20 protein-coding genes and 1 pseudogene are annotated in these 23,096 nt (G+C 69.9%); 15 read left to right on the top strand and 6 right to left on the bottom strand.

Features of this window, described 5'->3' with window-relative positions; all coding sequences use genetic code 11:
• The first annotated feature begins 94 nt into the window (after nucleotides 1-94).
• From ACP4E5_RS09390 to ACP4E5_RS09410, 5 genes are all read left to right on the top strand, one after another.
• Nucleotides 95-865 (top strand): ABC transporter ATP-binding protein, encoded by a 771-nt coding sequence (locus ACP4E5_RS09390; RefSeq protein WP_425826880.1) that lies wholly within the window; start codon nucleotides 95-97, stop codon nucleotides 863-865.
• A 5-nt stretch (nucleotides 866-870) separates the two neighbouring features.
• On the top strand, nucleotides 871-3,333 hold the full coding sequence (locus ACP4E5_RS09395; RefSeq protein WP_425826882.1) for an ABC transporter permease: 2,463 nt from the start codon (nucleotides 871-873) through the stop codon (nucleotides 3,331-3,333).
• Between the two features lie 124 nt (nucleotides 3,334-3,457).
• Nucleotides 3,458-4,984: an FAD-dependent oxidoreductase gene (locus ACP4E5_RS09400; RefSeq protein WP_425826884.1), complete on the top strand. Its 1,527-nt coding sequence runs from the start codon at nucleotides 3,458-3,460 to the stop codon at nucleotides 4,982-4,984.
• Nucleotides 4,985-5,048: 64 nt separating this feature from the next.
• Nucleotides 5,049-6,197 (top strand): hypothetical protein, encoded by a 1,149-nt coding sequence (locus ACP4E5_RS09405; RefSeq protein ID WP_425826886.1) that lies wholly within the window; start codon nucleotides 5,049-5,051, stop codon nucleotides 6,195-6,197.
• Between the two features lie 4 nt (nucleotides 6,198-6,201).
• Nucleotides 6,202-6,825 carry a TetR/AcrR family transcriptional regulator gene (locus ACP4E5_RS09410; RefSeq protein WP_425826888.1) on the top strand — a complete coding sequence of 208 codons (624 nt, stop codon included), beginning with the start codon at nucleotides 6,202-6,204 and terminating at the stop codon, nucleotides 6,823-6,825.
• 89 nt (nucleotides 6,826-6,914) lie between these two features.
• Here ACP4E5_RS09410 and ACP4E5_RS09415 read toward each other — a convergent pair whose 3' ends face one another.
• Nucleotides 6,915-7,391, bottom strand: coding sequence for a MarR family winged helix-turn-helix transcriptional regulator (locus ACP4E5_RS09415; RefSeq protein WP_425826890.1), 477 nt, complete (start codon nucleotides 7,389-7,391; stop codon nucleotides 6,915-6,917).
• 69 nt (nucleotides 7,392-7,460) lie between these two features.
• Between ACP4E5_RS09415 and ACP4E5_RS09420 the strand changes: the two genes are divergently transcribed.
• A complete protein-coding gene (locus ACP4E5_RS09420) occupies nucleotides 7,461-8,369 on the top strand; it encodes an alpha/beta hydrolase (RefSeq protein ID WP_425826892.1) in 909 nt (302 codons plus the stop codon).
• Nucleotides 8,370-8,523: 154 nt separating this feature from the next.
• Here the strand turns inward: ACP4E5_RS09420 and ACP4E5_RS09425 are convergent, their stop codons facing one another.
• Nucleotides 8,524-9,015 carry a DUF5994 family protein gene (locus tag ACP4E5_RS09425; protein ID WP_425826894.1) on the bottom strand — a complete coding sequence of 164 codons (492 nt, stop codon included), beginning with the start codon at nucleotides 9,013-9,015 and terminating at the stop codon, nucleotides 8,524-8,526.
• Between the two features lie 359 nt (nucleotides 9,016-9,374).
• On the opposite strand from ACP4E5_RS09425, the gene ACP4E5_RS09430 reads away from it, so the two are divergent.
• The 5 genes from ACP4E5_RS09430 to ACP4E5_RS09450 all read left to right on the top strand — a co-directional run bounded on the left by ACP4E5_RS09430 (nucleotide 9,375) and on the right by ACP4E5_RS09450 (nucleotide 14,245).
• Nucleotides 9,375-9,578 (top strand): cold-shock protein, encoded by a 204-nt coding sequence (locus ACP4E5_RS09430; protein ID WP_425826896.1) that lies wholly within the window; start codon nucleotides 9,375-9,377, stop codon nucleotides 9,576-9,578.
• A gap of 647 nt (nucleotides 9,579-10,225) precedes the next feature.
• Complete coding sequence (locus ACP4E5_RS09435) at nucleotides 10,226-10,636, top strand: ATP-binding protein (protein WP_425826898.1); 411 nt, start codon at nucleotides 10,226-10,228, stop codon at nucleotides 10,634-10,636.
• 128 nt (nucleotides 10,637-10,764) lie between these two features.
• On the top strand, nucleotides 10,765-11,148 hold the full coding sequence (locus ACP4E5_RS09440; protein WP_425826900.1) for an FhaA domain-containing protein: 384 nt from the start codon (nucleotides 10,765-10,767) through the stop codon (nucleotides 11,146-11,148).
• Between the two features lie 720 nt (nucleotides 11,149-11,868).
• Nucleotides 11,869-12,987 carry a MupG family TIM beta-alpha barrel fold protein gene (locus ACP4E5_RS09445; protein ID WP_425826902.1) on the top strand — a complete coding sequence of 373 codons (1,119 nt, stop codon included), beginning with the start codon at nucleotides 11,869-11,871 and terminating at the stop codon, nucleotides 12,985-12,987.
• A 601-nt stretch (nucleotides 12,988-13,588) separates the two neighbouring features.
• Complete coding sequence (locus ACP4E5_RS09450) at nucleotides 13,589-14,245, top strand: hypothetical protein (protein ID WP_425826904.1); 657 nt, start codon at nucleotides 13,589-13,591, stop codon at nucleotides 14,243-14,245.
• Between the two features lie 59 nt (nucleotides 14,246-14,304).
• On the opposite strand, the gene ACP4E5_RS09455 is transcribed toward ACP4E5_RS09450, so the two are convergent.
• Complete coding sequence (locus ACP4E5_RS09455; protein WP_425826906.1) at nucleotides 14,305-15,447, bottom strand: ROK family transcriptional regulator; 1,143 nt, start codon at nucleotides 15,445-15,447, stop codon at nucleotides 14,305-14,307.
• A gap of 88 nt (nucleotides 15,448-15,535) precedes the next feature.
• On the opposite strand from ACP4E5_RS09455, the gene ACP4E5_RS09460 reads away from it, so the two are divergent.
• Both ACP4E5_RS09460 and ACP4E5_RS09465 read left to right on the top strand, forming a co-directional pair.
• The gene (locus ACP4E5_RS09460) at nucleotides 15,536-16,828 is read left to right on the top strand and encodes a DUF1479 domain-containing protein (protein WP_425826908.1); all 1,293 of its coding nucleotides are present in this window, start codon (nucleotides 15,536-15,538) and stop codon (nucleotides 16,826-16,828) included.
• Between the two features lie 40 nt (nucleotides 16,829-16,868).
• Nucleotides 16,869-17,189: pseudogene (locus tag ACP4E5_RS09465) on the top strand (CobW C-terminal domain-containing protein); the annotation flags it as partial.
• Between the two features lie 38 nt (nucleotides 17,190-17,227).
• Here the strand turns inward: ACP4E5_RS09465 and ACP4E5_RS09470 are convergent.
• Complete coding sequence (locus tag ACP4E5_RS09470) at nucleotides 17,228-18,889, bottom strand: alpha-L-fucosidase (RefSeq protein WP_425826910.1); 1,662 nt, start codon at nucleotides 18,887-18,889, stop codon at nucleotides 17,228-17,230.
• 827 nt (nucleotides 18,890-19,716) lie between these two features.
• Here ACP4E5_RS09470 and ACP4E5_RS09475 point away from each other — a divergent pair.
• Nucleotides 19,717-20,385: a Type 1 glutamine amidotransferase-like domain-containing protein gene (locus tag ACP4E5_RS09475; RefSeq protein WP_425826912.1), complete on the top strand. Its 669-nt coding sequence runs from the start codon at nucleotides 19,717-19,719 to the stop codon at nucleotides 20,383-20,385.
• 44 nt (nucleotides 20,386-20,429) lie between these two features.
• Here the strand turns inward: ACP4E5_RS09475 and ACP4E5_RS09480 are convergent, their stop codons facing one another.
• Nucleotides 20,430-20,993 carry a tyrosine-type recombinase/integrase gene (locus tag ACP4E5_RS09480; protein WP_425826914.1) on the bottom strand — a complete coding sequence of 188 codons (564 nt, stop codon included), beginning with the start codon at nucleotides 20,991-20,993 and terminating at the stop codon, nucleotides 20,430-20,432.
• Nucleotides 20,994-21,269: 276 nt separating this feature from the next.
• Here ACP4E5_RS09480 and ACP4E5_RS09485 point away from each other — a divergent pair, with 276 nt between their 5' ends.
• Entirely contained in the window at nucleotides 21,270-21,581 is a 312-nt protein-coding gene (locus ACP4E5_RS09485) for a hypothetical protein (protein WP_425826916.1), read from the top strand.
• Here the strand turns inward: ACP4E5_RS09485 and ACP4E5_RS09490 are convergent.
• Complete coding sequence (locus tag ACP4E5_RS09490; protein ID WP_425826918.1) at nucleotides 21,536-22,966, bottom strand: endo-1,4-beta-xylanase; 1,431 nt, start codon at nucleotides 22,964-22,966, stop codon at nucleotides 21,536-21,538. The genes ACP4E5_RS09485 and ACP4E5_RS09490 overlap by 46 nt on opposite strands.
• Nucleotides 22,967-23,096: the final 130 nt, after the last annotated feature.

Here is a 23,096-nt window from a genome sequence, read left to right on the forward strand (position 1 = left end):
TCTCCGGAAAGCGCGGAAGGTAGAGCTGCCTCTACCTCAGGAGTAGAGCGCGGGTCAGTGCCGCGACCACCCCGCGTGCAAGTGGAATCCAGGCATGACGACGACGAGCCACACCATCCCCGCACAGGACGCGGTCGAACTCCACGCGGTACGCAAGGTCCACGGCACCGGCGGCCGACAGGTCACCGCCCTGGACGGCGTCTCGCTCTCCTTCCGCCGCGGCACCTTCACCGCGATCATGGGGCCGTCCGGTTCCGGCAAGTCGACCCTGCTTCAGTGCGCGGCCGGCCTTGAGCAGCCGTCCGAGGGACGGATCGTCCTGGCCGGCGTGGACATCGGCCGGCAGAACGAGACGCGGCGCACCGAACTGCGCCGCAGGCACGTCGGGTTCGTGTTCCAGGCCTTCAACCTGGTGGAGTCCCTGACGGCGGCGCAGAACGTGGAGCTGCCCTCCCGGTTCGCCGGCCGCAAGGTCGGCCGCGATCAGGTCGCCGCGGCGCTCGCCTCGGTGGGACTCGCCGACCGCGCCGGGCACCGTCCCAGTGAGCTGTCCGGCGGTCAGCAGCAGCGCGTCGCCCTCGCCCGCGCACTCGTCACCCGGCCGGACGTCCTGTTCGCGGACGAGCCGACCGGCGCCCTGGACACCGCCACCTCCCGCGAGGTGCTGCGGATGATGCGGATGCTGGTCGACCGGGAGGGCCAGACCACCCTGATGGTCACCCACGACCCGGTGGCCGCCGCCCACGCCGACGTCGTCGTCTTCCTCAAGGACGGCCGGATCGCCGACCGCATCCTCCTCGACCACCGGGCCGACGCCGACAACGCGGCCGCGATCGCCACGCACATGGCCCGGCTGGAGGCCTGACCGACATGCTGATCCTCGCGAACGTCCGCGAACGCTGGTCGGGTTTCCTCGGCGCCTTCGTCGCCGTCCTGGTCGGCGTGGCCCTGATCACCACCACCCTGGTCATCTACGACTCCGCCCGCGCCGAGGTCCAGCCCCGCTACGCGGGCGCCGCGGCCCTCGCCCTGCCGAAGCGGGCCGTCGACGCCGACGGCAGCCCCGAGGACCGGATGCCGTGGAGCAAGGCCGAGGCGGAGCCGCTCGTCTCCGGCCTGGCGAAGATCCCCGGCGTCGCCGACGCCGTGGTGGACCGCTCCTTCTACGCCCAGGCCATCCTGGGCGGCAAGCCCGTCACCGACGAGGGAGCCGCGGACGCCGGGCACGGCTTCGGCAGCGCGCGGATGGCGACGTACCGGCTCGTCACCGGCCGTGCCCCCGCCGCCGCGGACGAGGTCGTGGTCGACCGCGACCTCGGCACCGCCGTGGGCAGCGAACTGACCGTCAACATCACCAAGGGCCGGGAGCGGTTCCGGGTCGTCGGTACGGTGGACGGCCCCGGCTACTACTTCACTGAGCGGTTCGCGGCACGGCAGCAGCCGGGCGTGAGCACCATCGCCCTGATTCCCGACAAGGGTGCCGACGAGGGCGCCGACAAGGGCGCCGACACCGGCGCGATCGTCACCGCCGCGAAGAAGGTCATCGGTGACGACGGCAACGTGGTCTCCGGCGACGGCCGGTCCGAACTGCAGCCGGAGTACATCGAGCACAAACGCTTCCTGGGCGTCCAACTCATCAGCGCCATGGCCCTCTTGGGCCTGTTCACCACGGTGTTCGTGGTCGCCTCCATGCTGGCCCTGTCCACCGGGATGCGCCGCCGCGAGATCGGTCTGCTGCGTACCATCGGCGCTTCGCCGAAGCAGATCCGCCGCATGATCCTCGGCGAGGCCGCCGTGGTCGGGCTCGCGGGTTCGATCGCCGGCTGTCTGGCGGGCGTGGCCGCCACGCCGCTGCTCCTCTCCGTCCTCAAGGGGCTGGACGTGACTCCGCCCGGCATGGAGATCACCGTCGCCGCCTGGCCGCTGCTCACGGGTTCCCTGGTCGGGATCGGCGTCAGTGTGCTCGGTGCCTGGAGCGCGGGCCGCAAGGCCGCCAGGGTCGCCCCCATCGAGGCGCTGCTCGACAGCCGTTCGGCCAACAAGGGTATGGGGCGCGGTCGTTGGATCGCCGGTCTGTCCGTTCTGGGTCTGGGTGTCCTGCTCGCGATCGGCACGGCCGCAGCGACCGCCGACGACCGCATCAACATGGCGATCTTCGCCACCATGGCGCTGATCGTCGCGGCGGCCCTGCTCACCCCGGTGTTCGTCGGTCCGGTCGGCCGGTTCCTGACCGCGCCGTTCCAGCGTGGCGGCAAGGCCGCGCCGGTCCTCGTCCGCGCCGAGTTGGTCGCCAACCCGCGCCGTGCCGCCTCACTGGTGGCCCCGGTGATCGCCGCCGTCGGCTTCGCGGTGCTGCTCAGCGGGATGGTGTCGACCATGCGGGTCGCCTACCCGGCCGGTGAGGCGCTGAAGGTCGCGGGCCAGACGATCGTCACGCCGGACGGCACGCCCGGCAACACTGACGAGGTCGTCGCCGACAACCCCGTGGGCAAGGCCGCCCTGCCGACCCGCGCCTTCGTCGAGAGGCAGCACACCAAGACCGGTGAGAACAGCCAGAACAGCCAGAACGCCGAGAGCAGCGACAACGCCGAGGCGCCCACCGTCCTGGACGTCCTGGGCAGCCGGGACGCCCGGTGGGACAAGCCGGGCGAGGCCGTCCTCAGCAAGAGCACGGCCGACGACCTGGGTCTGACGCAGGGTCAGGAGGTCCCGGTCCGGTTCGCTGACGGCGCCACGGTCACTCTCCGCGTCTCCCAGGTGCTGCCCGACGACCCGGCCCGCGGTGACTTCGTGGTCGCCCGCGCCCTGGTCCGCGCCCACGACCCGGCCGCGCTCACCGACGACATCTTCGTCCCGGGCGATGCCAAGGCCTCGGCCGCGGCCCCCGGAGTCGCGCTGCACGACGCCGCCCAGTACGCCCTGGCCGACTACAACACCGACGCCCGGCTCACCGAGTCCCTCGCCACGATGCTGATCGTGATCGCCGTCGGCTACAGCGTGATCGCCGTCGCCAACTCCATGGCCATGGCGGCGCACGGCAGGCGCCGCGACGTCGGGGTGATGAAGTCGGCCGGTGGCACGACCCGCCAACTGCTGTTCGCTTCGGCGGGCGAGACCGCCCTGGTCATCGCCATCGGCGCGACCCTCGGTGTGCTGGTGACGCTGCCCCCGCTGGCCGGCATGGCGGCAGGCCTCTCCGAGTCCACTTCGTCGGACGTGGGCCTGCGCCTGAACGCGGGCGTCGTCGCCGCCGCGATCATCGGCACGCTGGTGGCGGCGCTGCTCGCGGGGGCGGCGGTCACGTCAAAGACACTCAAGCGGCGGGCGGCCTGAGGCGGACGCACCACCCGCGGAGGAATTCCTCCCCGTAGAAGGCCTGGCGCCTTCAAGACGCACCTGTTAGCTTCCCCTCCCGTCGATCATACATTCAGCCACAACATGTATGAATGGAGGAATCATGCGGGGAGAAACGGCCGTGGTACTCGGCGGCAGTGTCGCCGGGCTGTGTGCCGCGGGAGTGCTCGCGAACCATTTCGACAAGGTGATCGTCCTGGAGCGGGATCAACTCCCGCCGGACGCCGAGCACCGCCGCGGCGTACCGCAGAGCAAGCACCCGCACTTCCTGCTCAACTCCGGGCGCCGCGCGATCGGCGAGATCTTCCCCGGCTTCGAGGAGGCGCTGATCGCCGCCGGCGGGATGCTCCTGATGCCGTCGCTGGACGCGGCGTACTGCGAGAACGACGGCTGGGCCGCGCGCAAGTCCAGTTCGATGACGATGGTCTACAGCTCCCGCGTGCTCATCGAGCGGGTCCTGCGCGACAAGGTCCGTGAGCTCCCGGCCATCGAGATCCGCGAGGGCGTGACCGTCACCGGGCTGCGTACGAGCGGCGCCGGCACAACGACCGGACGGGTCGAGGGAGTCGACTTCCGTGCCGGCGACGATTCGGGCCTGCTCCCCGCCGACCTGGTCGTCGACGCTCTGGGGCGTGGCTCCTCCGTGGCGGACTGGCTGAGCGAGGCGGGGTGGCCGGCGCCGGTGGAGAAGACCCTCGACGCCAAGGTCACCTACACGTCCCGGTGGTACGACCTGCCGCCCGCCGACCGGCGTCCCGCGTCGTGGTGGTGGAAGCACCTGGTCGTCACGCCGACCCAGGACAGCGGCGACCACCCCGAGGAGCACGAGTTCCTCAGCAACTTCTTCCCGATCGAGGGCGATCGGGCCATCGTGTGCATGGGGGCGTGGGGCCTTCGGATGCCGCGCGAGGTCGACGCCTTCGAGGCCGCGGCGGACCGCGTGCGGGCGGCGTCCTTCGGGCGGGCGATGCACGACTGCACACCCACGTCCGAGGTGCACCTCACCCGCTCGACCGGCAACAAGTGGCGCCGCTTCGACCTCCTGGACCGGCCGCCGCTCGGCCTGGCGAGTGTCGGCGACTCGATCTGCGCGTTCAACCCGTTCTACGCCCAGGGGATGAGCTCGGCGGCCCGCTCCGCGCTCATCCTCGCCGAGCTGCTGCGCGGCCGCGACACCCTCGACGCCGCCTTCTTCCGCGAGTTCCTCGCGCGGCAGAAGAAGTCGCTCGACGTGCCCTGGATGCTCGCGATGGCCCGTGACCAGGCCTATGACTTCGCGACAGGGACCGAAGTCGTCCCCGCGTGGCGCCGCAGGATCGCCGGGCGTCTGAGCTGGCCGGTCTTCAACGCCATCACCGCCACCAGCCGCGAGGACGACTACGTGGAGCGGACGTTCACCCAGGTCTTCAATCTCGACAAGTCGCTCCGGGAGATGGCCACCGACCCACGGTTCTGGCTGCGGATCGCGCGCTACAAAGTGCGCGAGCTGTTCGGACGCACGGTCGTGCCCCACGGCTTCGACGACCAACAGGACCCGCCCGGCACCGACTTCACGGGAATCACCAGCGCCGACGACCTCACCCGCGACGGCCACTCGCCCGCCACGGAGACGGACCTCGTCAAGGACTGAGACACCAGACCACGGACCGGAACCACGGACCGGGACCAGGGACCACCGACTCGAGGAGTGACGAATGGGCTACTCATGCGACTCCGCGGCCGAACGCCTCGCGGAAGGGCTCGGCTTCTCCTGCCACGACGCCGCTCCCGTCGTCGACTTCCGCAACCCGTTCGAACTCGAGAACGGCACCATGCCGTTCCTCGAACTGCTCGTCATCGGCGGCGCGGTGTTCGCCTTGGTCCACGCGTGGCGCCGGTGGCGCCGCGACGGCGACCCGGTCAACATCTCGCTGTGGTTCGCCTCGGTCGTCTACCTGGCGGTGATCGAGCCACCGCTCTACTTCCCGAGCTGGTTCGGGCTTCAGGAGCACGTCGGCTTCATCTTCTCCCACAACGTGTTCACCGTGCAGTTCATGTACGACCGGCTGCCGCTCTACATCGTGGCGTTCTATCCGGCGCTGTCTCAGCTCGCCTACGAACTGGTCCGCACCCTCGGCGTCTTCGCCCGGCGCGGCCCACTGGCCGGTTCGCTGGCCGTCGCGTTCGTCTGCCAGGTGTTCTACGAGATCTTCGATCAGCTCGGACCGCAGCTGAAGTGGTGGGCCTGGAACCCCGGCAACAGGATGATCAACGAGCCGGCACTCGCCGCGGTCCCGATGAACAGCATGTTCCTGTTCGCCTCGGTGTCCTTCGGCGCGATGACCTACCTCGTCGTACGGCTGGTCGGAGCGAAGGACGGCCGGGCGATGCTCACCGGCCGTCAGGTCTCCCTGCGCACCGTCGCCGCCGGTGTCCTTACCCCGCTGGCGATGGGCATCGCCGGCGTGCCCAGCAACCTCTTCCGGGGCGGGGACCAACTCGGTATCCAGCGGGCCGTACTCGGCGTCGAGATCGCCCTGGTCTGGGTCGTCGGCCTCTACCTGCTCGCGGACATCTGGCGCGCGCGACGGACGGACCCGGCCCCTGGCACGGCCGCGTCCGCGTCCGCGTCACCACAGTTCGCGCGGATCTATCCGGCCCTGTACCTCGGCGTCCATGTCGTGCTCTGGCTGGTCGCGTTGCCTGCCTACGTCTCGGCGTCCGGCGGCATCACCGAGCAGGGCACACCGGTCGGCAGCCTCTGGTACACCGTCCTGTGCGCCGTCGCAGCGACCGTCCTGGTCGTGGCCGCGCGCCGGGCGACGACCGTGCCCCAACGGGCCGGGGAGCCTGTGCGATCCTGAGGCCATGGGGCACCACGGCTGGGGAGGCCGACCTCCCGCATCGGACGCGGAGGCACGGCAGCGGATCATCGACGCGACCGCCCGCTGCGTCGACCGGCACGGCGTCACGAAGACGACCCTGTCCGACGTCGCCGGTGAACTCGGTGTCACCCGCCAGACCGTGTACCGCCACTTCGGGCGCCTCAGTGACATCATCGCCGAAGTGGCGGCCCAGGGCGCCGAGTCGTTCGTCGACCTGATGATCACGCACCTGCAAGGCATCACCGACCCGGCCGAAGCCGTGGTCGAGGGCATGGTCTTCTGCGTACGCACCATCCCCACCGAGCCACGCCTGAGCCTTCTGCTGCAACTCGGCGACACCACCGCCTTCGGCCGCGGCGCCACCACGAGTGACACCATCGTCTACGGCGCCAAGATGCTCCAGCGCTTCCCTGTCGACTGGGCCGCAGCGGGCATCGGCGAGGAGGACCTCGACGGCCTCGCCGAAGTCATCATGCGCCTCCTGACGTCGCTGCTGCAGCACCCCGGGGAGCCCCCACAGGACGAGGCCCGCCTGCGCACCCTCCTCAACCGCTGGCTGGCCCCGGCCCTCTCCCGCCCGGCAGCACCTTCACGCCCGCGCTCCTGAGGGACGTACGCCGGAGATCCGCGCATCACACCCTGACGGGCAACGGCCTTGCCAGGCTATGGATCTCCGCATCCATCGTGTGATGTGGCTCAGCCCGTGGGCGTGCCGGTCTGGTTGCGTTCGAGCCCGGAGCGCAGCTTGGAGAGGGCCTGTGCGGCGGCCGTCGCTGAGGCGTTGTCGAGAGTGCCTGTGATCAGCTCGGCCACGCCGGCGGTGAAGGTGTCCTCTGCCGCGTCGACGAGCCGGGCGCCGTCATCGGTCAGGGCCAGCAGTGAGGAGCGGCGGTCGGCCGGGTTCGGCTGCCGGGCGGCCCAACCCTGCTTCTCCAGGCGGTCGATGGTCTTGCTGGTCGCTCCGATGCCGATGGCGAACTCGGCGGCGAGGTCCGCCACGCGGGAGTCGGGGTGGTCGCGCAGGTAGCGCAGGGCCTCGAACTGCGAGGTGACGATCCCGTGTTGCTCGCGGAGTCGGTCGTTGAGGGCGTTGTACAGACGCGTCTCGCATCGGACCAGGTCGACGAAGAGGCGCGGGAGGTCGACCGTCCCGCCGCTCGATGTGCATGCCATGGCATGTAGTGTACGTTATATTCCACGGCATATAGTTCCGTGGAAGCCACCTAAGGCGGGAGCGAACCCATGAGCAAGGAACAGCGAGCGAAAGTCGATGCCCTGCTGCGCCGACCCCGACCCGAGGGCCCTCGATCAGTCGAGAGGATCCGCGACGAATTCAAGGCGCTGATGGGCCAGATGACCGTGCCCGACACCATCCGCACGACACGGACGACGCTCGGCGACCGACCCGCACTGCACGTCGAGCCGGACAGCGGGTCGCGCGCCGGGACGATCCTGTACTTCCACGGCGGCGGCTGGGTGTTCGGCTCCCCCGAGACCGCCCTGTCGCTGACAGGGCACCTCGTGGCCAAGACCGGTTTTGCGGCGTACTCGCTGGACTACCGGCTCGCCCCTGAGCACCCGTTCCCGGCCGCGATCGACGACACCCTGAACGCCTACCGCGCTCTTCTCGACCGCGGCACGGACCCCTCGACCGTCGCGTTCGCCGGTGACTCCGCCGGCGGCGGCCTCACCGTCACCACCTGCCTCGCCGCCCGAGACGCCGGCCTCCCGCTGCCCGCCGCCGTCGTGGCGTTCTCCCCGGGCCTCGACGCCACCCGAACCGGCGAGAGCATGACCACCAAGGAAGGCATCGACCCGCTCTTCACCCGCGAGGCCCTGGAACACACCGGGGCCATGTACCTCGCCGGAGCCGACCCGCACCAGCCCCTGCTCAGCCCAGCCGTCCTGAGCGACCTGACCGGCTTCCCCCCGACGCTGCTCCAGGTGGGCACCAACGAGATCCTGCTGGACGACTCCACGCGCCTGGCCGCGCGTGCGAGGGCCGTCGGGGTGGACGTGATCCTGGACGTCACCGCCAACGTGCCGCACGTGTTCCAGTCGTTCGCCGGCGACCTCGACGAGGCGGACGAGGCACTGGACCGCGCGGCACTCTTCCTCCGCCAACACACAGCGCACACGTCACGGGGGTAGCGCCCTTCCCAGCCCCACCCGAGCCGCGACGCCTCGCCTCCCGCGAGCCTCGCTCGCCATTCCCTTCCCTCCCAGACGGCCGACCGGCAAGACCCTCCTCGACGCTCTGGACCCCTTCCTGCGCGCCTGCCACGCCGACGACTCCAAGTGGCCCTCACCGATCAGACGGCGATTCTTCGGCGAGGTCTTCCTCGATTCCTGCCAACATCCGGGAAGCGCTCAGCGTGTTCTCGGGGTCGGAGGCAGCGGCCAGCAGACGGACGGCGGCCTCGACCGGCTCGTCGGGCGGGATGACCAGGAGTTCCCAGCGTCCCACCACGCCGCACTCCACGCCGATCGCATGCGCGTCGTCCGGCAGGCGCACTGTGGCCACTTCGATCACATGACCGGGAGCCATCACACTCCGCGGAACACCGCGCCAGCAGTCGGGGTCCACGGTGACATGTGTGACGGCACCGTCAGCCGGCGCCAATGAGCTGACCAGCGCGGGCAGTTCCAGCTCCAGCGAGGAGCAGCGCGGCCACCACGCTCCGTCGAGCGGGCCGTGGCTGGTGCCCGGCGTCAGCCGCAGACGGGGCTCGGGCATCCTGTAGGTCTGTCCGTCACTCGGTGAGGTGCCGCCCAGTGGTGTGGCGATGGCGTCCATGGCGTCAACCGGCAATCCGGGGGCTCGCGCTGCCCGCATCTCCCGCTCACCGAGAGGCGGCGCCGCGACGGGGGCGAACGAAGTTCCCTCTATACCGTCAGCGTACTCCTGTCCCATGAGCACCAGCGCGACACAACCAGGCCGGTACATCGCGACACCAAGGCAAGAAACCAACGAGCGCCCACCACACGGAGATCCACCCGTGTAACGTCATGCGCAGCTGTCGTGGATCCGAAGTACCGGTCGCCCGTGAGCACGCGTTCACGGGCGTCTTGCTGTTCAGAGTCTCGGAGGACCAGGACGATCACCTCCGGTTCCCGCACAGGGCGGGACCGTTTTCGAGTCTCTTGGAGGACACCATGGCCATCGGAACCGTGAAGTGGTTCAACGCGGAAAAGGGCTTCGGCTTCATCGAGCAGGACGGCGGCGGCCCCGACGTCTTCGCCCACTACTCCAACATCAACGCCTCCGGCTTCCGTGAGCTCCAGGAAGGCCAGAAGGTCAACTTCGACATCACCCAGGGTCCGAAGGGCCCGCAGGCGGAGAACATCACCCCCGCCTGACCCGCATCACCACGACGGCCCGCCTCGGACCACGATCACCGATCGCCCGGGGCGGGCCGTCAGCGAATCCGTACCGGCTGACGTTATGACCGAATGCCAGGCTCACTGTTCAGCTCATGGCGGCGGTCGTCGGTCGACGAGCCCGGCGCGGACCGGCTCAGCGCACCGCTCGCACTCGTCACGGGTCGGCCCGGGCGCGACCAAGTACCGGAGCCTGCGTGGTTCTCGGCGGCGAGCGACGCCAAACCATCGACGATGTGGCCTGCCCCGCTTCCGTCCCCGTCGAGCCGCGCCGCAGGCTGAGTAACGTCGCGAGCGTCTGATCGGTCGGTCTTCTCGGGCCGACGCGAACCGCGAGACTGCCGTCCGGCGGTCGGTTCCCCCCGCCCACGAACAGCGCCGTCCCGACCCGGTGTCCGGCAGGCGTTCCGGGGGGGTAACGGCAAGCCCTGACGCACCGTCAATTGCCGTGCAGGGTACGCCAGAAGGACGACACGGAGGACAAGTCCCGCCGTCCCGCGCCACGCTCCGGCACCGTTCCCGGTTGACGATCAAGGCACCGGGGCATGAGGGAAAGACCGGCCGCGCAGCGTCGCGGCCTCGGCACCCCGACAGGCAGCCGGTCCCAGGAGGGGAAGTGACCCACCATGCGTGCCCCACAGCACGCCACCCGCGCCGAATACACCCTGCCCCCGACGGCATCGGCGGCCGGGCGAGCCCGGCGCCTGACCCGCACCTTCCTCACCGGCCCCCGGCGCCGACGCACGGTCATCAGCGCCGAACACCTCGGCGACGCCGCCCTGGTCGTGTCCGAACTGGTGGCCAACGCCGTCGAACACGGACACGGCGACTGCCGGCTGCGCCTCACCGTCAACGGCACCCGGGTCACCATCGAGGTCCACGACGACAACCCGGCAGGCCCCCACATCCGTACGGCGAGCCGACACGCAGAAAACGGGCGCGGCATGACCATCGTGCGAGCCCTCACCCAACGCCTGGACATCCTGCACTCCGACCACACCCGCGGAAAGACCGTCCGCGCAGTACTCACCGGCTGAACCTCCACCACCCCCACGAGGGTCGCTGCGGGCCCGCCAGCAGGCCGGACGCCGGCGAGACTCAGGCCCCACCCGTCCGGGGGAGGGTGATCCCTCCAGCACAGGGCAGGCGAAGCCGGATGAGATTCATGACCCTCGTCGAAGGCACGCTGGAACGCTGGAGCGCACCACTGTGGTCCCACGTCCTGCCACGACCGCGCAGAGAAGACGAAGTCATCCGGATAATGCGGCAGCACTGCGACGACCACGTGCTCATCCTCGACCGGCAGCGCACCATCATCCCCAACACCTTCGTGGTCCTGCTGCCCTGGCCGTCACACCACAGAATCTCGCCCCACGCACCCCAGGTGCAGCGGCAGTTGGCGCTCCAGGTACGCAGATACGCCGCAGAGAACGGCTACACCTTCGCGGGCCCCGTCACCGTCGAACTCCGCGCCGCCCACGAAGACATGGCCCCACTCTTCCGCATCCACAGCAGCATCACCCCGCTCACCCTGGCCCACCCCAGGTAGAGGCAGCCCGCCGAGCCGGGTCAAGTCGGTCGATCGATCGAGTCGTCTGCTGTCACGTGCACCTGTGTGTGGAGCACGATCGAGGGGCCCCGGTGCCATTGGCACCAGGGCCCCGAAGGAACGGTTACACCATCTTCCGGCCCTGAGATTGCGCCGGACTTCTGTTTCCGCGGGCCCGACCATGCTGCTGTCGGGGGTGCGGGGATCGCGGTTGCTTGACCGGAGACCACCTCACTGTCGATGTCCTGCGGTACCCGGGCTCACGCTTTCCACCCGGGCGATCCTGATGGCGTCTGGCTCCTCCGTTCTTCCCTCTGGGATCAATCACTTGCCCATGGCGGCCCCTGATGACTGCGGGCCACCCGGTCCGGTCGTCAGTCCCGTCGCCGTCCTGCAACAACCCTGGCTTCGGAACTCCACCACCGGACCGTCCTGCGCACTGCAACTGCGGTACTGCTACTGCTGCCCGGCAGTTCGTCCCTGCCGGGCCCTGTTGATCTCGACTACGTGAGAAACCATAACCACGCCACCGACCAATGTCTACTCCAGCCGACATAGATTTTCGCGCGTTCGACGATGAGGTAATCAACCTCGAACAGTGACGGAAGGACGGAAGGGCGGAGGGGTGGAAGCGCGGATGGACACGCGAGCGCACGCGGGGCTTCCTCGGCGGAGTCGACGCGATGCCCCCTGGCCGGAGGGCGAGCGCGCGTCCCGGGTGTGTCCGCTCGCGCAGCCCGCGCCGTCCTGCGCATCCTGGGCTGCATGCGCTACGGGATCTCGCTCTACTTCGCCCATCTCGACGCCGCCGCGGCTGCCTGCGCGCAGGCCCGTGCGATCGGCGCGCACGAGGCGTTCGCCTCCCTGCACATGCCGGAGGACGACCCGGCCTCCTTCGCCATCCGGCTGTGCGAGATCGCCGAACTGGCCCACCGCAGCGAGCTGCGCCTGACCGTCGACATCTCGCAGAACTCCCTGGCCGCTCTCGGCCTGACCCCGAACACCGCCGAGAAGATCAAGGAGTACGGGGTGGATGCCGTCCGCGTCGACTTCGGCCTCCCCGACGAGGACATCGCCGCCCTCTCGCACCGCATCCCTCTCCAGCTCAACGCGTCGACGATCACCCCCGCGTGGCTGGACCGGCTCCTGGCGGCCGGAGCGGATCTCACCCGTGTCGAGGCGTGCCACAACTTCTACCCGCGACGCCACACCGGCCTCGCGCGCGAACTCGTCGCCCAGCGCAACGCCATGTGGCAGGAGCACGGGATCACCGTCGGCGCCTTCGTCCCCGGCGACGGACTCCTGCGCACGCCCGTGTGCGCGGGACTGCCGACACTGGAGGCCCACCGCGGCCTGCACCCACTGGCCGCCGCCGGCGAGCTGGCCGGCCTGGGCTGCGAGGTGGTCTCGGTCGGCGACCCGCTGCTGACGGAGCGCACAGCCGCCCAGTTCGCCGCCTACGCACACGACACCACCGTCGACCTGACCATCCAGGTCACCCACCCCGCCCTGCCGGCGGAGGCCGCCACGTGGCTCTCCTCCCGCCACCGGGAGCGCACGGACCCGGCCGCACAGCTCGTCCGCCTGGAGGACTCGCGCGCCGCCTTGCGGCACCTCGACGTACGCGGAGCGAACGGGCCACGCCCGGCCGGCACCATCACCATCGGCAACGCCGAACTGCCCCGCTACCAGGGCGAGATCTCCATCTCCCGCACCGACCTGCCCGCGGACCCCGCCTGCACTCCCATCGGCCGGGTCATTCCCCAGGACCTGCCCCTGCTGGCACTGATCGGCCCCGGAACCCCTGTGACCCTCACCCGCACGTCGCTGCCGGCCTGACCGGAAGTCGAGTGCGATGCGCGGTCCGCGCGCCTCGGCGGGGATCGCCGCCGGCTCGCCGTAGCCGACCTCGCCGATGAAGGCGGCCACGGCGTGGCAGTGAGGGGGGATCTCGCACGAGGTCACCCGCCGGGTGCAGGAGGCCCTCACATGCCATTGCAACGCTGCGCCGACCCCAACCGGCAGGCCGCGCCCGGCCTGGTGCGTGATTGAGGACGGCCGGCCACTGCGCCGGGTCGCCGCCGCTCCGACTCGTCACCGGGTTCGCGGAGCAACTGCGGCGGAAGGCCGACTGAACGTAGGCCCGGCGGGCGGCTGAGGGGCAGCACATAACACATGGTGGCGGACACCGGACGCACCAACCGGCGACGCCGCCGGTGGGGTGTCGGGCAACGCCAAGGCTGGTGGTCGTCGAGGCGCTGCAGATCCGCACCACAACGTCCGCGCCCGATAACCGGCGGGCGCCCACCCGGTCCCCCTCGCGCGCCGTCGCCGGCTTCGGGAACGGCCACCCGTCGAACGCTCAGAGACCCACACGGTCCATAAGATCTGCCTGACACACTCCCTGCCAGACCTCGCCTCGACGGACGGGTGACCGATCATGGGTGAACCGCACCCGCTCCTGACGTTCTTCCTCGACGCGGCCGACGGCCGGTTTCCGCCCGTCGACGGCCGGGTGACCGTACTGCCGCCCCTGCCCGCGGGGTTGGAGTGCTCGGTCGCCTTCACCGGCCACGCCGTCGTCGCCACCGCCCTGACGCCCGGGGCCGTCCACGACCAGGAGCCGGACGGCTTCGGCGCGTCACTCGCCCCGGACTTCTTGCGCCACCTCGCCGGCCCCGATGGCTGGATCGGTGTCACCGACGCCACGCTCACCGCCCACGGCACCGGCGGCCCACCGCGCCTGCGTCCGCTCGCCGACGCGGACGATCACCCACGTGTGCGTCATGCCCGAGAACTGCGGAGCAACGTCACGGTCCACGGTGACGAGCGCGGCCTCATCACCCTGGCCGACGGCCTCGCCGGGCGACGGGAGTTGAGCATCGAACTCCACCACACCCACAACGACGACCACGGCCACGGCCGATCCCTGCTCATCGACGCCCTCTCGCTGGTCCCCGAAGGCGAACCAGTCTTCGCCGCCGTCTCACCCGGCAACGCCCGCTCCCTGCGCGCCTTCCTCGCCTGCGGGTTCACCCCCATCGGCAGCGAGGTGGTGCTCCGCCCCGAGCGGAATCAACCAACCGCCACCCTTTGAGGTTTGTACACGCGACCGGTCATGGCCGTTCCACATAACCCTGACCGTGCCTCTGGGTGTCACGCATGCGTCGCATCGCACGCGGTCCGGACGATATGGGCCCGGAGCTCCTCGATCGCGCGGGCCCGCGCACTGGTCAGCTCCGGCAGATCCACGACCGCCGCGCTCACGGGGACGGGGCGCGGGGTTCGCCGGAAGTGCTCGTCGATCGCGGCGAGCATGGCGGGGTGGGGGCCCCAGGTGCCGCCCACGACGACGGTCCGCGGGTCCGCCAGGGAGACGGCTGCCGTGAGCACGCCTCCGATGGAGCGCGCCAGCGTCGTACGGACCCGGTCGGACTCGGTGCCCGGGGTTTCGAGGGTCCTCAGCAGTTTCGGTACGTCGACAGCCGTGGACCCGGATCGGCGCAGCCCCAGTACGGCGAAGACCTCGGTGAAGGCCATGGCCTGCCCGTCGGGCCCCTCGGTGCACAGGTGCGCGATCTCGCCGACCAGTCCCCGGTGGCCTCGGCGCACGGTGCCGTCGCTCATCACGGCGCAGCCGAGTCCCTCGCCGAGGTGGAGGTAGACGAAGTCGTCGATGTCCTGCGCGCAGCCTTGCTCGTACTCGGCGCGGGCGGCCCAGTTGACGTCGTTGTCCACGAGGACGGGGCCCAGTACGACGTCCTTCAGGACGGTGGGCGGATCGAGTGCGCCCACCAGGAAGGGGGCGTCGGGCAGGTGCACCAGCCGGCCCGTCGCGCGGTCGACGGGGTCGGCGGCGCTCACCACCGCCAGGCGCAGCGGGCCGGCGGCCTTCTCCCCCAACTTCCGTGCGGCGGCGGCCAGCGCGCGGGCGGCGACTTCCTGCCCCGCGTCGGCCTTCAGGCTGGTGCGCACCTGTCCGTGACTGTGTCCGAGGGCGTCGACGGCTTCGGCGGTCACGCCGTGCGGGGTGATGCTCGCGACCAGCGCGGTGCCGCTCTGCGGTGAGAGCGAGTAGTAGGAACCGACCCGGCCGCGCCCAGTGGTCCGCTCGCCGGTGTCGGCCACCAGTCCTGCCTGTTCGAGGCGTTGGACGCTGTCGGAGATGGTGGGCTTGGAGATGCCGGTCCGGGTGGCGATCTCCGCCCTGGTGAGCCGGTCGCGGGCCATGAGAGCGCGTAGCACGTTCTCGTCCGTCAGGCCTCGCAGCAGCTCCAGTGACGGCTTGGGAGGGGTCATGCGAACCATTCTAGTAAGGAGTGTTGCCAAAAGCTGCGGGGAGCGCCTACCGTCGCACTAGTAAGGAGTCCTCACCAATGGAGTCGAGATGACCACCACGGAGCCGCACCCGGCACCCGCCCTCCCGCACTGGGACCAGACCCCCGAAGACCTCTCGGCCGCGATCCGCGAGACCAAGGCCGCCCTGCGCGCCCGGATCGAGGCCTCCGGCCGCAGCGTCGAGGAGGTCTTCGCCGCGGCCGAGCGGCGGATCGAGTCCCGGGTCGCCGAGATCGAGGCCGACCGGGAGCGCGGCGACGAGGTCTGGCCGGTCCTGGACTACGACGCCATCGCGGACGGCACCGTGACCGCCGACGAGCTCGACAAGCTCAAGCGGCGGGGCTGCCTGATCGTGCGCGGCCACTTCCCGCGCGAGCAGGCCCTGGCCTGGGACGCCGGCATCGTCGACTACGTCGAGCGCAACAAGTTCTTCGAGACCTACCGCGGCCCGGGCGACGACTTCTTCGGCAGCGTCGGCTCGAAGCCTGAGATCTACCCGGTCTACTGGTCGCAGGCGCAGATGCAGGCGCGCCAGTCGGAGCGGATGGCGACGGTGCAGTCGTTCCTGAACTCGTTCTGGAAGCACACCGACGACGAGGGCACGCAGTGGTTCGACCCGGACCGTGACGCGCTCTACCCGGACCGCATCCGCCGCCGCCCGCCGGGCGCCGACTCCTCGGGCCTGGGCACGCACTGCGACCCGGGCACCCTCGACCTGTGGATGACCGCGGAGTACCAGAAGGCGTTCCGCCACCTTTTCAACGGCGAGGTCGACCGGTACGACCCGTGGGACGCCGCCCACCGCACCACCGGTCCGCAGTACCCCGGCTCCACCATGTGTTCGGCGTTCCGCACCTTCCAGGGCTGGACCGCGCTCTCGGACATGGACAACGACCAGGGGGTCCTGCACACCGTCCCGATCCCCGAGATCATGGCGTACCTGCTGCTGCGCCCCCTGATGCCGGACGTGCCCGAGGACTCCATGTGCGGCGTGCGGCCCAACCAGGTCTTCCCGGTCACCAAGCGCTGGCACCCCACGCTCTACCGGGCCCTGACCCCCATCCCCGACGTCAAGGCGGGCGATTCCGTCTGGTGGCACTGCGACATGATCCACAGCGTGGCGCCGGTCGAGGACCAGAAGGGCTGGGGCAACGTCATGTACATCCCGGCCGCCCCCTGGTGCGCCCGCAACGAGCGCTACGCCGCCGAGGTCCGCGAGGCCTTCGTCACCGGCTCCAGCCCCAGCGACTTCCCCGCCGAACACTACGAGCGCACCTGGACCGACCGCTTCACCCTCGACGACCTGAACGACACCGGCCGCCGCGGCCTGGACCTCGACTGACCCACCGGCGACCAACCGGCCACGACATCCGCAAGCCAGCGGAGTCACCTCCACCGTCTTCCGATCCCCGCGCCCCTCCCGCCCGGGACGGTTGTGGAGTTTCGTCACGGAGCGGCTCGACCGCGGGGCGTTCGGCCAAATCCTGCGCTACGAGGGGTTCTTCACACTTGCGAGCCGTCCGAACGCCACGGACCTGTGGTCACAGGCCGACTCCGTAGCCCGCGTCGAGCCGACCGCCGCCCGCGACACGCACGTCACCGAAGTCCAGGAACTGGGCTTCATCGGCACGGACTTGAACCGAGACGCCCTGCAAGCGGCCCGGGACACCCTCGGCATCGACGACACCTGCGTACACGAGCACGCCGTCACCGAGGCCGAGTTCCGCACCCCAAGCGTGGGTCAGTCGGTCGCCCGGTGGAGCGTGGTCCGGCCCAGGTGCGGCTCCGCGCGGGCGGCAAGCACCTTGATGCGTACGCGGCTCGCGGTGACGGAGGCGTCCAGCGGCAGGATCCGCTGATGGCCGATGGTGGTACCGGAGGCGATCCGCCGCCAGGCCCCGCCGATCTCGGCCTCTACGTCGAACTTCTCCACGCGTTGCCCGTGCTCGATGTCCTCGCGGACCGCGACCCGGTCGAAGGTGGACGTCCCGTCGGCGTTCCTGGCCACCGGCCGGCCGTACACCTTCCGGACCCGTTGGCCGAACGCCGTCAGCTCGGCGACGTCCGCGGCATCGATCGTCCCCGCCTTCGAGGGCGGCACGTTGAGCAGCAGGGTCGCGTTGCGTCCGACACTCTTCTCGTACAGGTCGAAGAGCTGCGCCGCCGTCTTCGGCTTCTCGTCCGCGTGATGGAACCAGCCCGGCCGGTTGGACACATCGGCCTCCGCCGGGAACCAGGACAGGTGGGTCACGCCGGGCTCGGTGAGCCGCGCCCGGGAGCCGATGTCGTCGACGCTCGCGCCGTGCGGCAGCAGCCATTCGCCGTGGTACGTCCACGGGTCGGCGGTCGTCGGCACCACACTCCACTCGGTCTCGCGGGCGACCCCGTCCTCGTTGCCGACCCAGCGCACGCCCGCCGGGCCCCCGAAGACCACGGTGTCCGGCGACAGTGCGTCGATCACCCGGAACCACTCCTCGAAGCGGTACTCCTGAGTGATCCCGGCGTCGGCCCACGGGTTGGCGCCGTCCAGCCAGAACTCGTCCAACGGTCCGTACTCGGTGAACAGTTCGTAGACCAGGTTCAGGTAGTACGCGTCGTAGTCGTTGACGTGCACGGTGAACGTGGGCAGCTTCCCCGACCGCACGGCGTCCGCCCGGTCGTCGCCGTCCACGAGCGTGGGGATGGTGTGCTCCTTGACGGCACTGCCGTTGCCGAACCGGCCGAGGCCGCCGGGCGCACGGTCACCGTCATCGACGGCGGTCTGCTCCACCGAGGTCAGCTTCCCGCCCTCGGACTGCTTCTTCCGCAGCGACGCGATCCAGTCGGCGTGCCAGGCATGCGGCAACTCGCCGCCGTCGGAGGGCGAGAGATAGATCCCCACGCGCATCCCCTGGGCGCGCGCCGCGTCCACGTACTTGCGGACGACATTCGGCTGCCCGGGACTCTTGAGGATCGAGTGAGGCGTGTACCGGCTGGGGAACAGCGTGAACCCGTCGTGATGCTTGGCCGTGATCATCGCAAGCTCGGCGCCCATGGCCCGGTACGTGCGGATCCACTGGTCGGCGTCGACGGCTGTCGGCGCGAACGTCGCCGCGTCCTCGGCGCCCGACCCCCACTCGCGATCGGTGAACGTGTTCATCCCGAAGTGCGTGAACGCGGTAATCTCCCGCCGCTGCCACGCCAACTGTCCTTTTCTGGGCACGACGTTGGCGGCCTTGGCGATGATCTGTTCCGGGGTGTCCTCCCCGGTGACCGGGATGATCGAGGCGGGCCGAACGCGGGCCCCGCTACTGGTCGATTTCCCCGCCGGTGCGGCAGTGGCGGCGTGCGCGCCGGTGCTGCCGAGGGCGGCGATCGCGGGGGCGGCTCCCAGAACACCGAGGATCTGGCGGCGAGACGTCATCCATCACTCCTACAGGCACACTGCTCGGATCTCTCTTCGCTGCGCTTCCGTGGATCATGACGCAGTAACGGGTTTTCGGTAAGAGCGGCGACAGGAGTGATCCCGTGTGCCGCGACCGGCCCCTCCCAGTCGTCCGGGCCACGGGGGGGGAAGGGGACACACGTCCGCCTCGGGCTCGGTCCTCAGCTGATGCGCACGTGGTACGCGTCGCTGACCGCCCAGCTCAAGGACTCGTCCCAGGCGAGAATGCGGTCGTTGAGGTAGTCGCTCTTCCCCCTCATGTCATCGCCGGGGCCCCGATCGGTCCTGGTTTCCCCCGTGACCCCGGTACTCAGCTGCAACCCAACGAGCTTGCACAGTCCCTTACTTGACCTTCAAGTTCGTCTTGAGCCCCAGGTCAGGAGACGGCCCCGGACACACCCCCGGCGCACCGCCCCTCGAAGGCGGCCGCGGTAAGGGTGAGGCCGGTCAGAACCCGCACGGCGAGGACGAGGCCGCCCTCGGGCTCGTCGGTGTCCGCCGCCGGACAGGTCGAAGCGTCCAGCTGCCCGGCATCTCACGACCAAGGACAAAGGCGCCTTCGCCGAACATCTCGTCCAGGTCCACGGCATGAGGCCTTTCTGGTCGGGTCCGCGGCCACCGTGTCCAGTTGGCTGAGCCCAAAGGGCAGGCGGCGAAACCAGCCCTCGCCCCGCCTGTTGAGCCGCGCAGCGACGACCGTGCCGACGTTCGTGATCACAGCAGGCCACCATGCACCCCTACCGTGACCGTGTTGGTGGCTCCTGGGTTCGTTGCACCAGCCCCGTGAGCCGTGCTTGGCTCGTCCGATGAACCTTCTGTTGACATCAGCCGGCCTGCGCAACGAGACCCAGCGGGAAGCGCTGCGGGACATGCTGGGCAAGCCGTTCGGGTCGGCGAACGCCGTGTACGTTCCCACGGCGTCCGTCGCCGAGGCAGGGGACCACGGGTGGTCCGTCGCGGACCTGAACCGGATGCACGGCCTCGGTTGGCAGGAGTTCGACATCCTGGAGCTGAACGGCCTGCCCCAGCAGATGGTGCTCGACCGGCTGCTCCACGCAGACGTCATCTACGTAGCGGGCGGCAACCACTACCACCTCGCGCGCAGCATCACCGGCAACGGCCTGGCCGACGGCTTCCTGGAGGCGCTGCAGAGCCGGGTCTACGTGGGGTTCAGCGCCGGATCAATGATCTTCAGCCGTCATCTCACCGGACACTCCGCCGACGTCGTAGGTGACACCGCGGACCTCCACGTCCTCGGCGCGACGACCATCGAGCCACCGTTCGGCCTCTTCGACTGGTACCTCAAGCCCCACCTGAACTCACCGGACTTCCCCGAGCGGGACGACGCCTGGGCCGACCGCATCGCCGCGCGGGCGGACTTCCCGGTCTACTTCATCGACGACGAGACGGCCGTACGTGTCAGGGACGGCAAGGTGGATGTCATTTCGGAAGGCCGGTGGAGGGTCCATCCGTAACTGACGACACGCGGTTCCTCCTGCGCCTGCTCCTCGGCCGGGAGCTACCGCCACGCCCGACGCATCTGCTCGAACCGGCGCGGCAACGGGAACCCCGGCTGGCCGACATGACGGGCATTCAACCGACCCACCAATCGGTCCCACGACTGCTGCATTCCGCGCGGGTGAATCGGCATCCCCACGTGGTACAGGGTGCCGTCCGGTCTGTGCGCGGCCCGCACCGTCACGAACAACGCCCGCACGCGGTCGCCCTCGATCGGCCCGTGCATCACCCGCTTCCGGGCGTCCAGCCACCAGCCGAGCACCGTCAACGCATCGTCGTCCAGCGGGTACGTGCGCAGGTAGCGGGAGCCGGTCGCAGGTCCCGGCCGCGCGTGCCGGACCGCGACCGTGCCCACCTCCACGTCGACATCGTCGATGGTGATCTGCTGCAACTCCCCCACCCGCGCCCGCCCGCCGGTCGCCCGGGCCAGCGTGAGGACGCACGCGAGCCGCACCTGCTCGGGCCCCGCGCGCCCGCGATCGGCCTCGTCGACGACGAGACGCCAGACACGCTCAGCCGTCTCGAACCGCACCGGAGGATGTGTCGGGTTCGGGGTCGATGCCACGGTTCGAAGCCTATGCCTGCCGTCTGACATTCGGGATCACGCGCCGCCGTTCGTGACTCGCCGGGCGTGGCGTCTCGTGCCTGTTTTACGTGCCACCTGCCACCTGCCTGGACCGGCAGGCACCAGCACGACGGCACGACGGCCCTTCCCCGGACCTGCCCATGCGGGCAATCGGTAGCAACTCCCGCCAGAATTGGGCCTGGTGGGCCCTCTGAGCCCCAACTTCCCTCTGGATGTGGCAAGGTCAAAAGCCGGGTCCGATCACTCTGGAGGACCGTGGTACCGCAGAGCCGATCCGAGTACGAAGCGCCGCTCGACCTGGGCACCTCCATGACCGACAGGGGCCGCTTCCACGACGCGATCGAACCGCTGCTGCGAGCCGCCGCGCTCGGCGATACAGCGGCTCGGCGCCGGGACACGGCGACGGCCCTGCTGCGACTCGGCATGGGACTCAGCGAGCGGCACGGCTTCGCCGACGCACGGCGCGTGCACCGTCGGGCATCGGCGATGGCGGCGGCCCCGAAGCGGTGTGGCGGGTCGTATCAGGGGCGGGTCCAGCGTTGGTTGTTGCCGTTCGAGCAGGAGTAGAGCTGGATCAGGGTGCCGTTGCCGGTGCCGGCCCCGACGGCGTCGAGACAGCGGCCGGACTGGACTCCGACGATGGAACCGTCGGAGTTGAGGCGCCATTTCTGGTTGTCGGCGCCCGAGCACCCGTAGATCTGGACTTTGGCTCCGTTGGCGGAGCCGGCAGCGTCCAGGCACTTGCTGCCGTAGACCTTCAGCTCGCCGGAGGCGGTGGTCGTCCACTGCTGGTTGGTGCCCCCCGAGCAGTCCCACAGTTGGACCTGGGTGCCGTCGGAGGTACTGGAGTTCGGCACGTCCAGGCAGCGGCCCGAGCCGACACCCTTGATCTGTCCGGCATCCGCGGGCGGCGTGGTGGAGCCCCCGTTCAGTGCGTTGAGGACGGCGGTGTAGGCGGGCTTCTTGCTGCCGTCGCCGTTGAACAGCAGCGGAGTGTCCGACGAGCGCCAGGAGTCGGTGTCGCGCACACCCCAGACGGTGATGCCGAGGCAGCGCGGGACGGCCAGGCAGTCGTTGGTCACGTTCGCGTAGGTGGTGGACGAGGCGCCCTGGATGTCGAGTTCGGTGACGGCCACGTCAACACCGAGCGCGGCGAAGTTCTGCAGGGTGGTGCGGAAGTTGCTGTTGTACGGGCTGCCACTGTTGAAGTGCGCCTGGAAGCCGACGCAGTCGATCGGCACACCGCGCTGCTTGAAGTCCTTGACCATGTTGTACATGGCCTGGGTCTTGGCCCAGGTCCAGTTCTCGACGTTGTAGTCGTTGTAGCAGAGCTTGGCGGACGGGTCGGCGGCGCGCGCGGTGCGGAAGGCGACCTCGATCCAGTCGTTGCCGGTGCGCTGCAGGTTGGAGTCGCGCCTGGCCCCCGAACTGCCGTCTGCGAAGGCCTCGTTCACGACGTCCCACTGGGCGATCTTGCCCTTGTAGTGGCCCATCACGCCGTTGATGTGACTGATCATCGCCTGGCGCAGGTCGCTGCCGCTGAGGCTCTGCATCCAGCCGGGCTGCTGGGAGTGCCAGGCCAGGGTGTGTCCGCGCACCTGCTTGCCGTTCTGCACCGCCCAGTTGTAGACACGGTCACCGGCGGTGAAGTTGAACTGGCCGCGCTGCGGTTCGGTGGCGTCGGGCTTCATCTCGTTCTCGGGCGTCACCATGTTGAACTCGCGGCCCGCGATCGACGTGTACGCCGAGTCGCCCAGCTTGCCGGAGGCGATGGCGGTGCCGAAGTAGCGGCCGTTCTGCGCCGCGGCGGCGCCGAGCGTGCTCTCGGCGGCGTGTGCGGCCGGCGGCGCGACCAGTGCGGCGGCCGCCGCGAGAACGCCAACGACCAGCGATAACAGCAGACCGCGGAGCCTTCGATGGACAACGGATCTGGAAAGGACGTACGGACCCATGACGGTGCCTCCGCTGAAGTGTGGTGTGTGGTTCGTCATCTCGAACGATGGACGGGGATTCAGACACGGATGATTGAGGTGTTGGCGGTGCATCGTCAATACACCCGGCAGAAGAAGTTTCCGTTCCATC

It is taken from the genome of Streptomyces fractus (assembly GCF_049844455.1).
Classification (GTDB): domain Bacteria; phylum Actinomycetota; class Actinomycetes; order Streptomycetales; family Streptomycetaceae; genus Streptomyces; species Streptomyces fractus.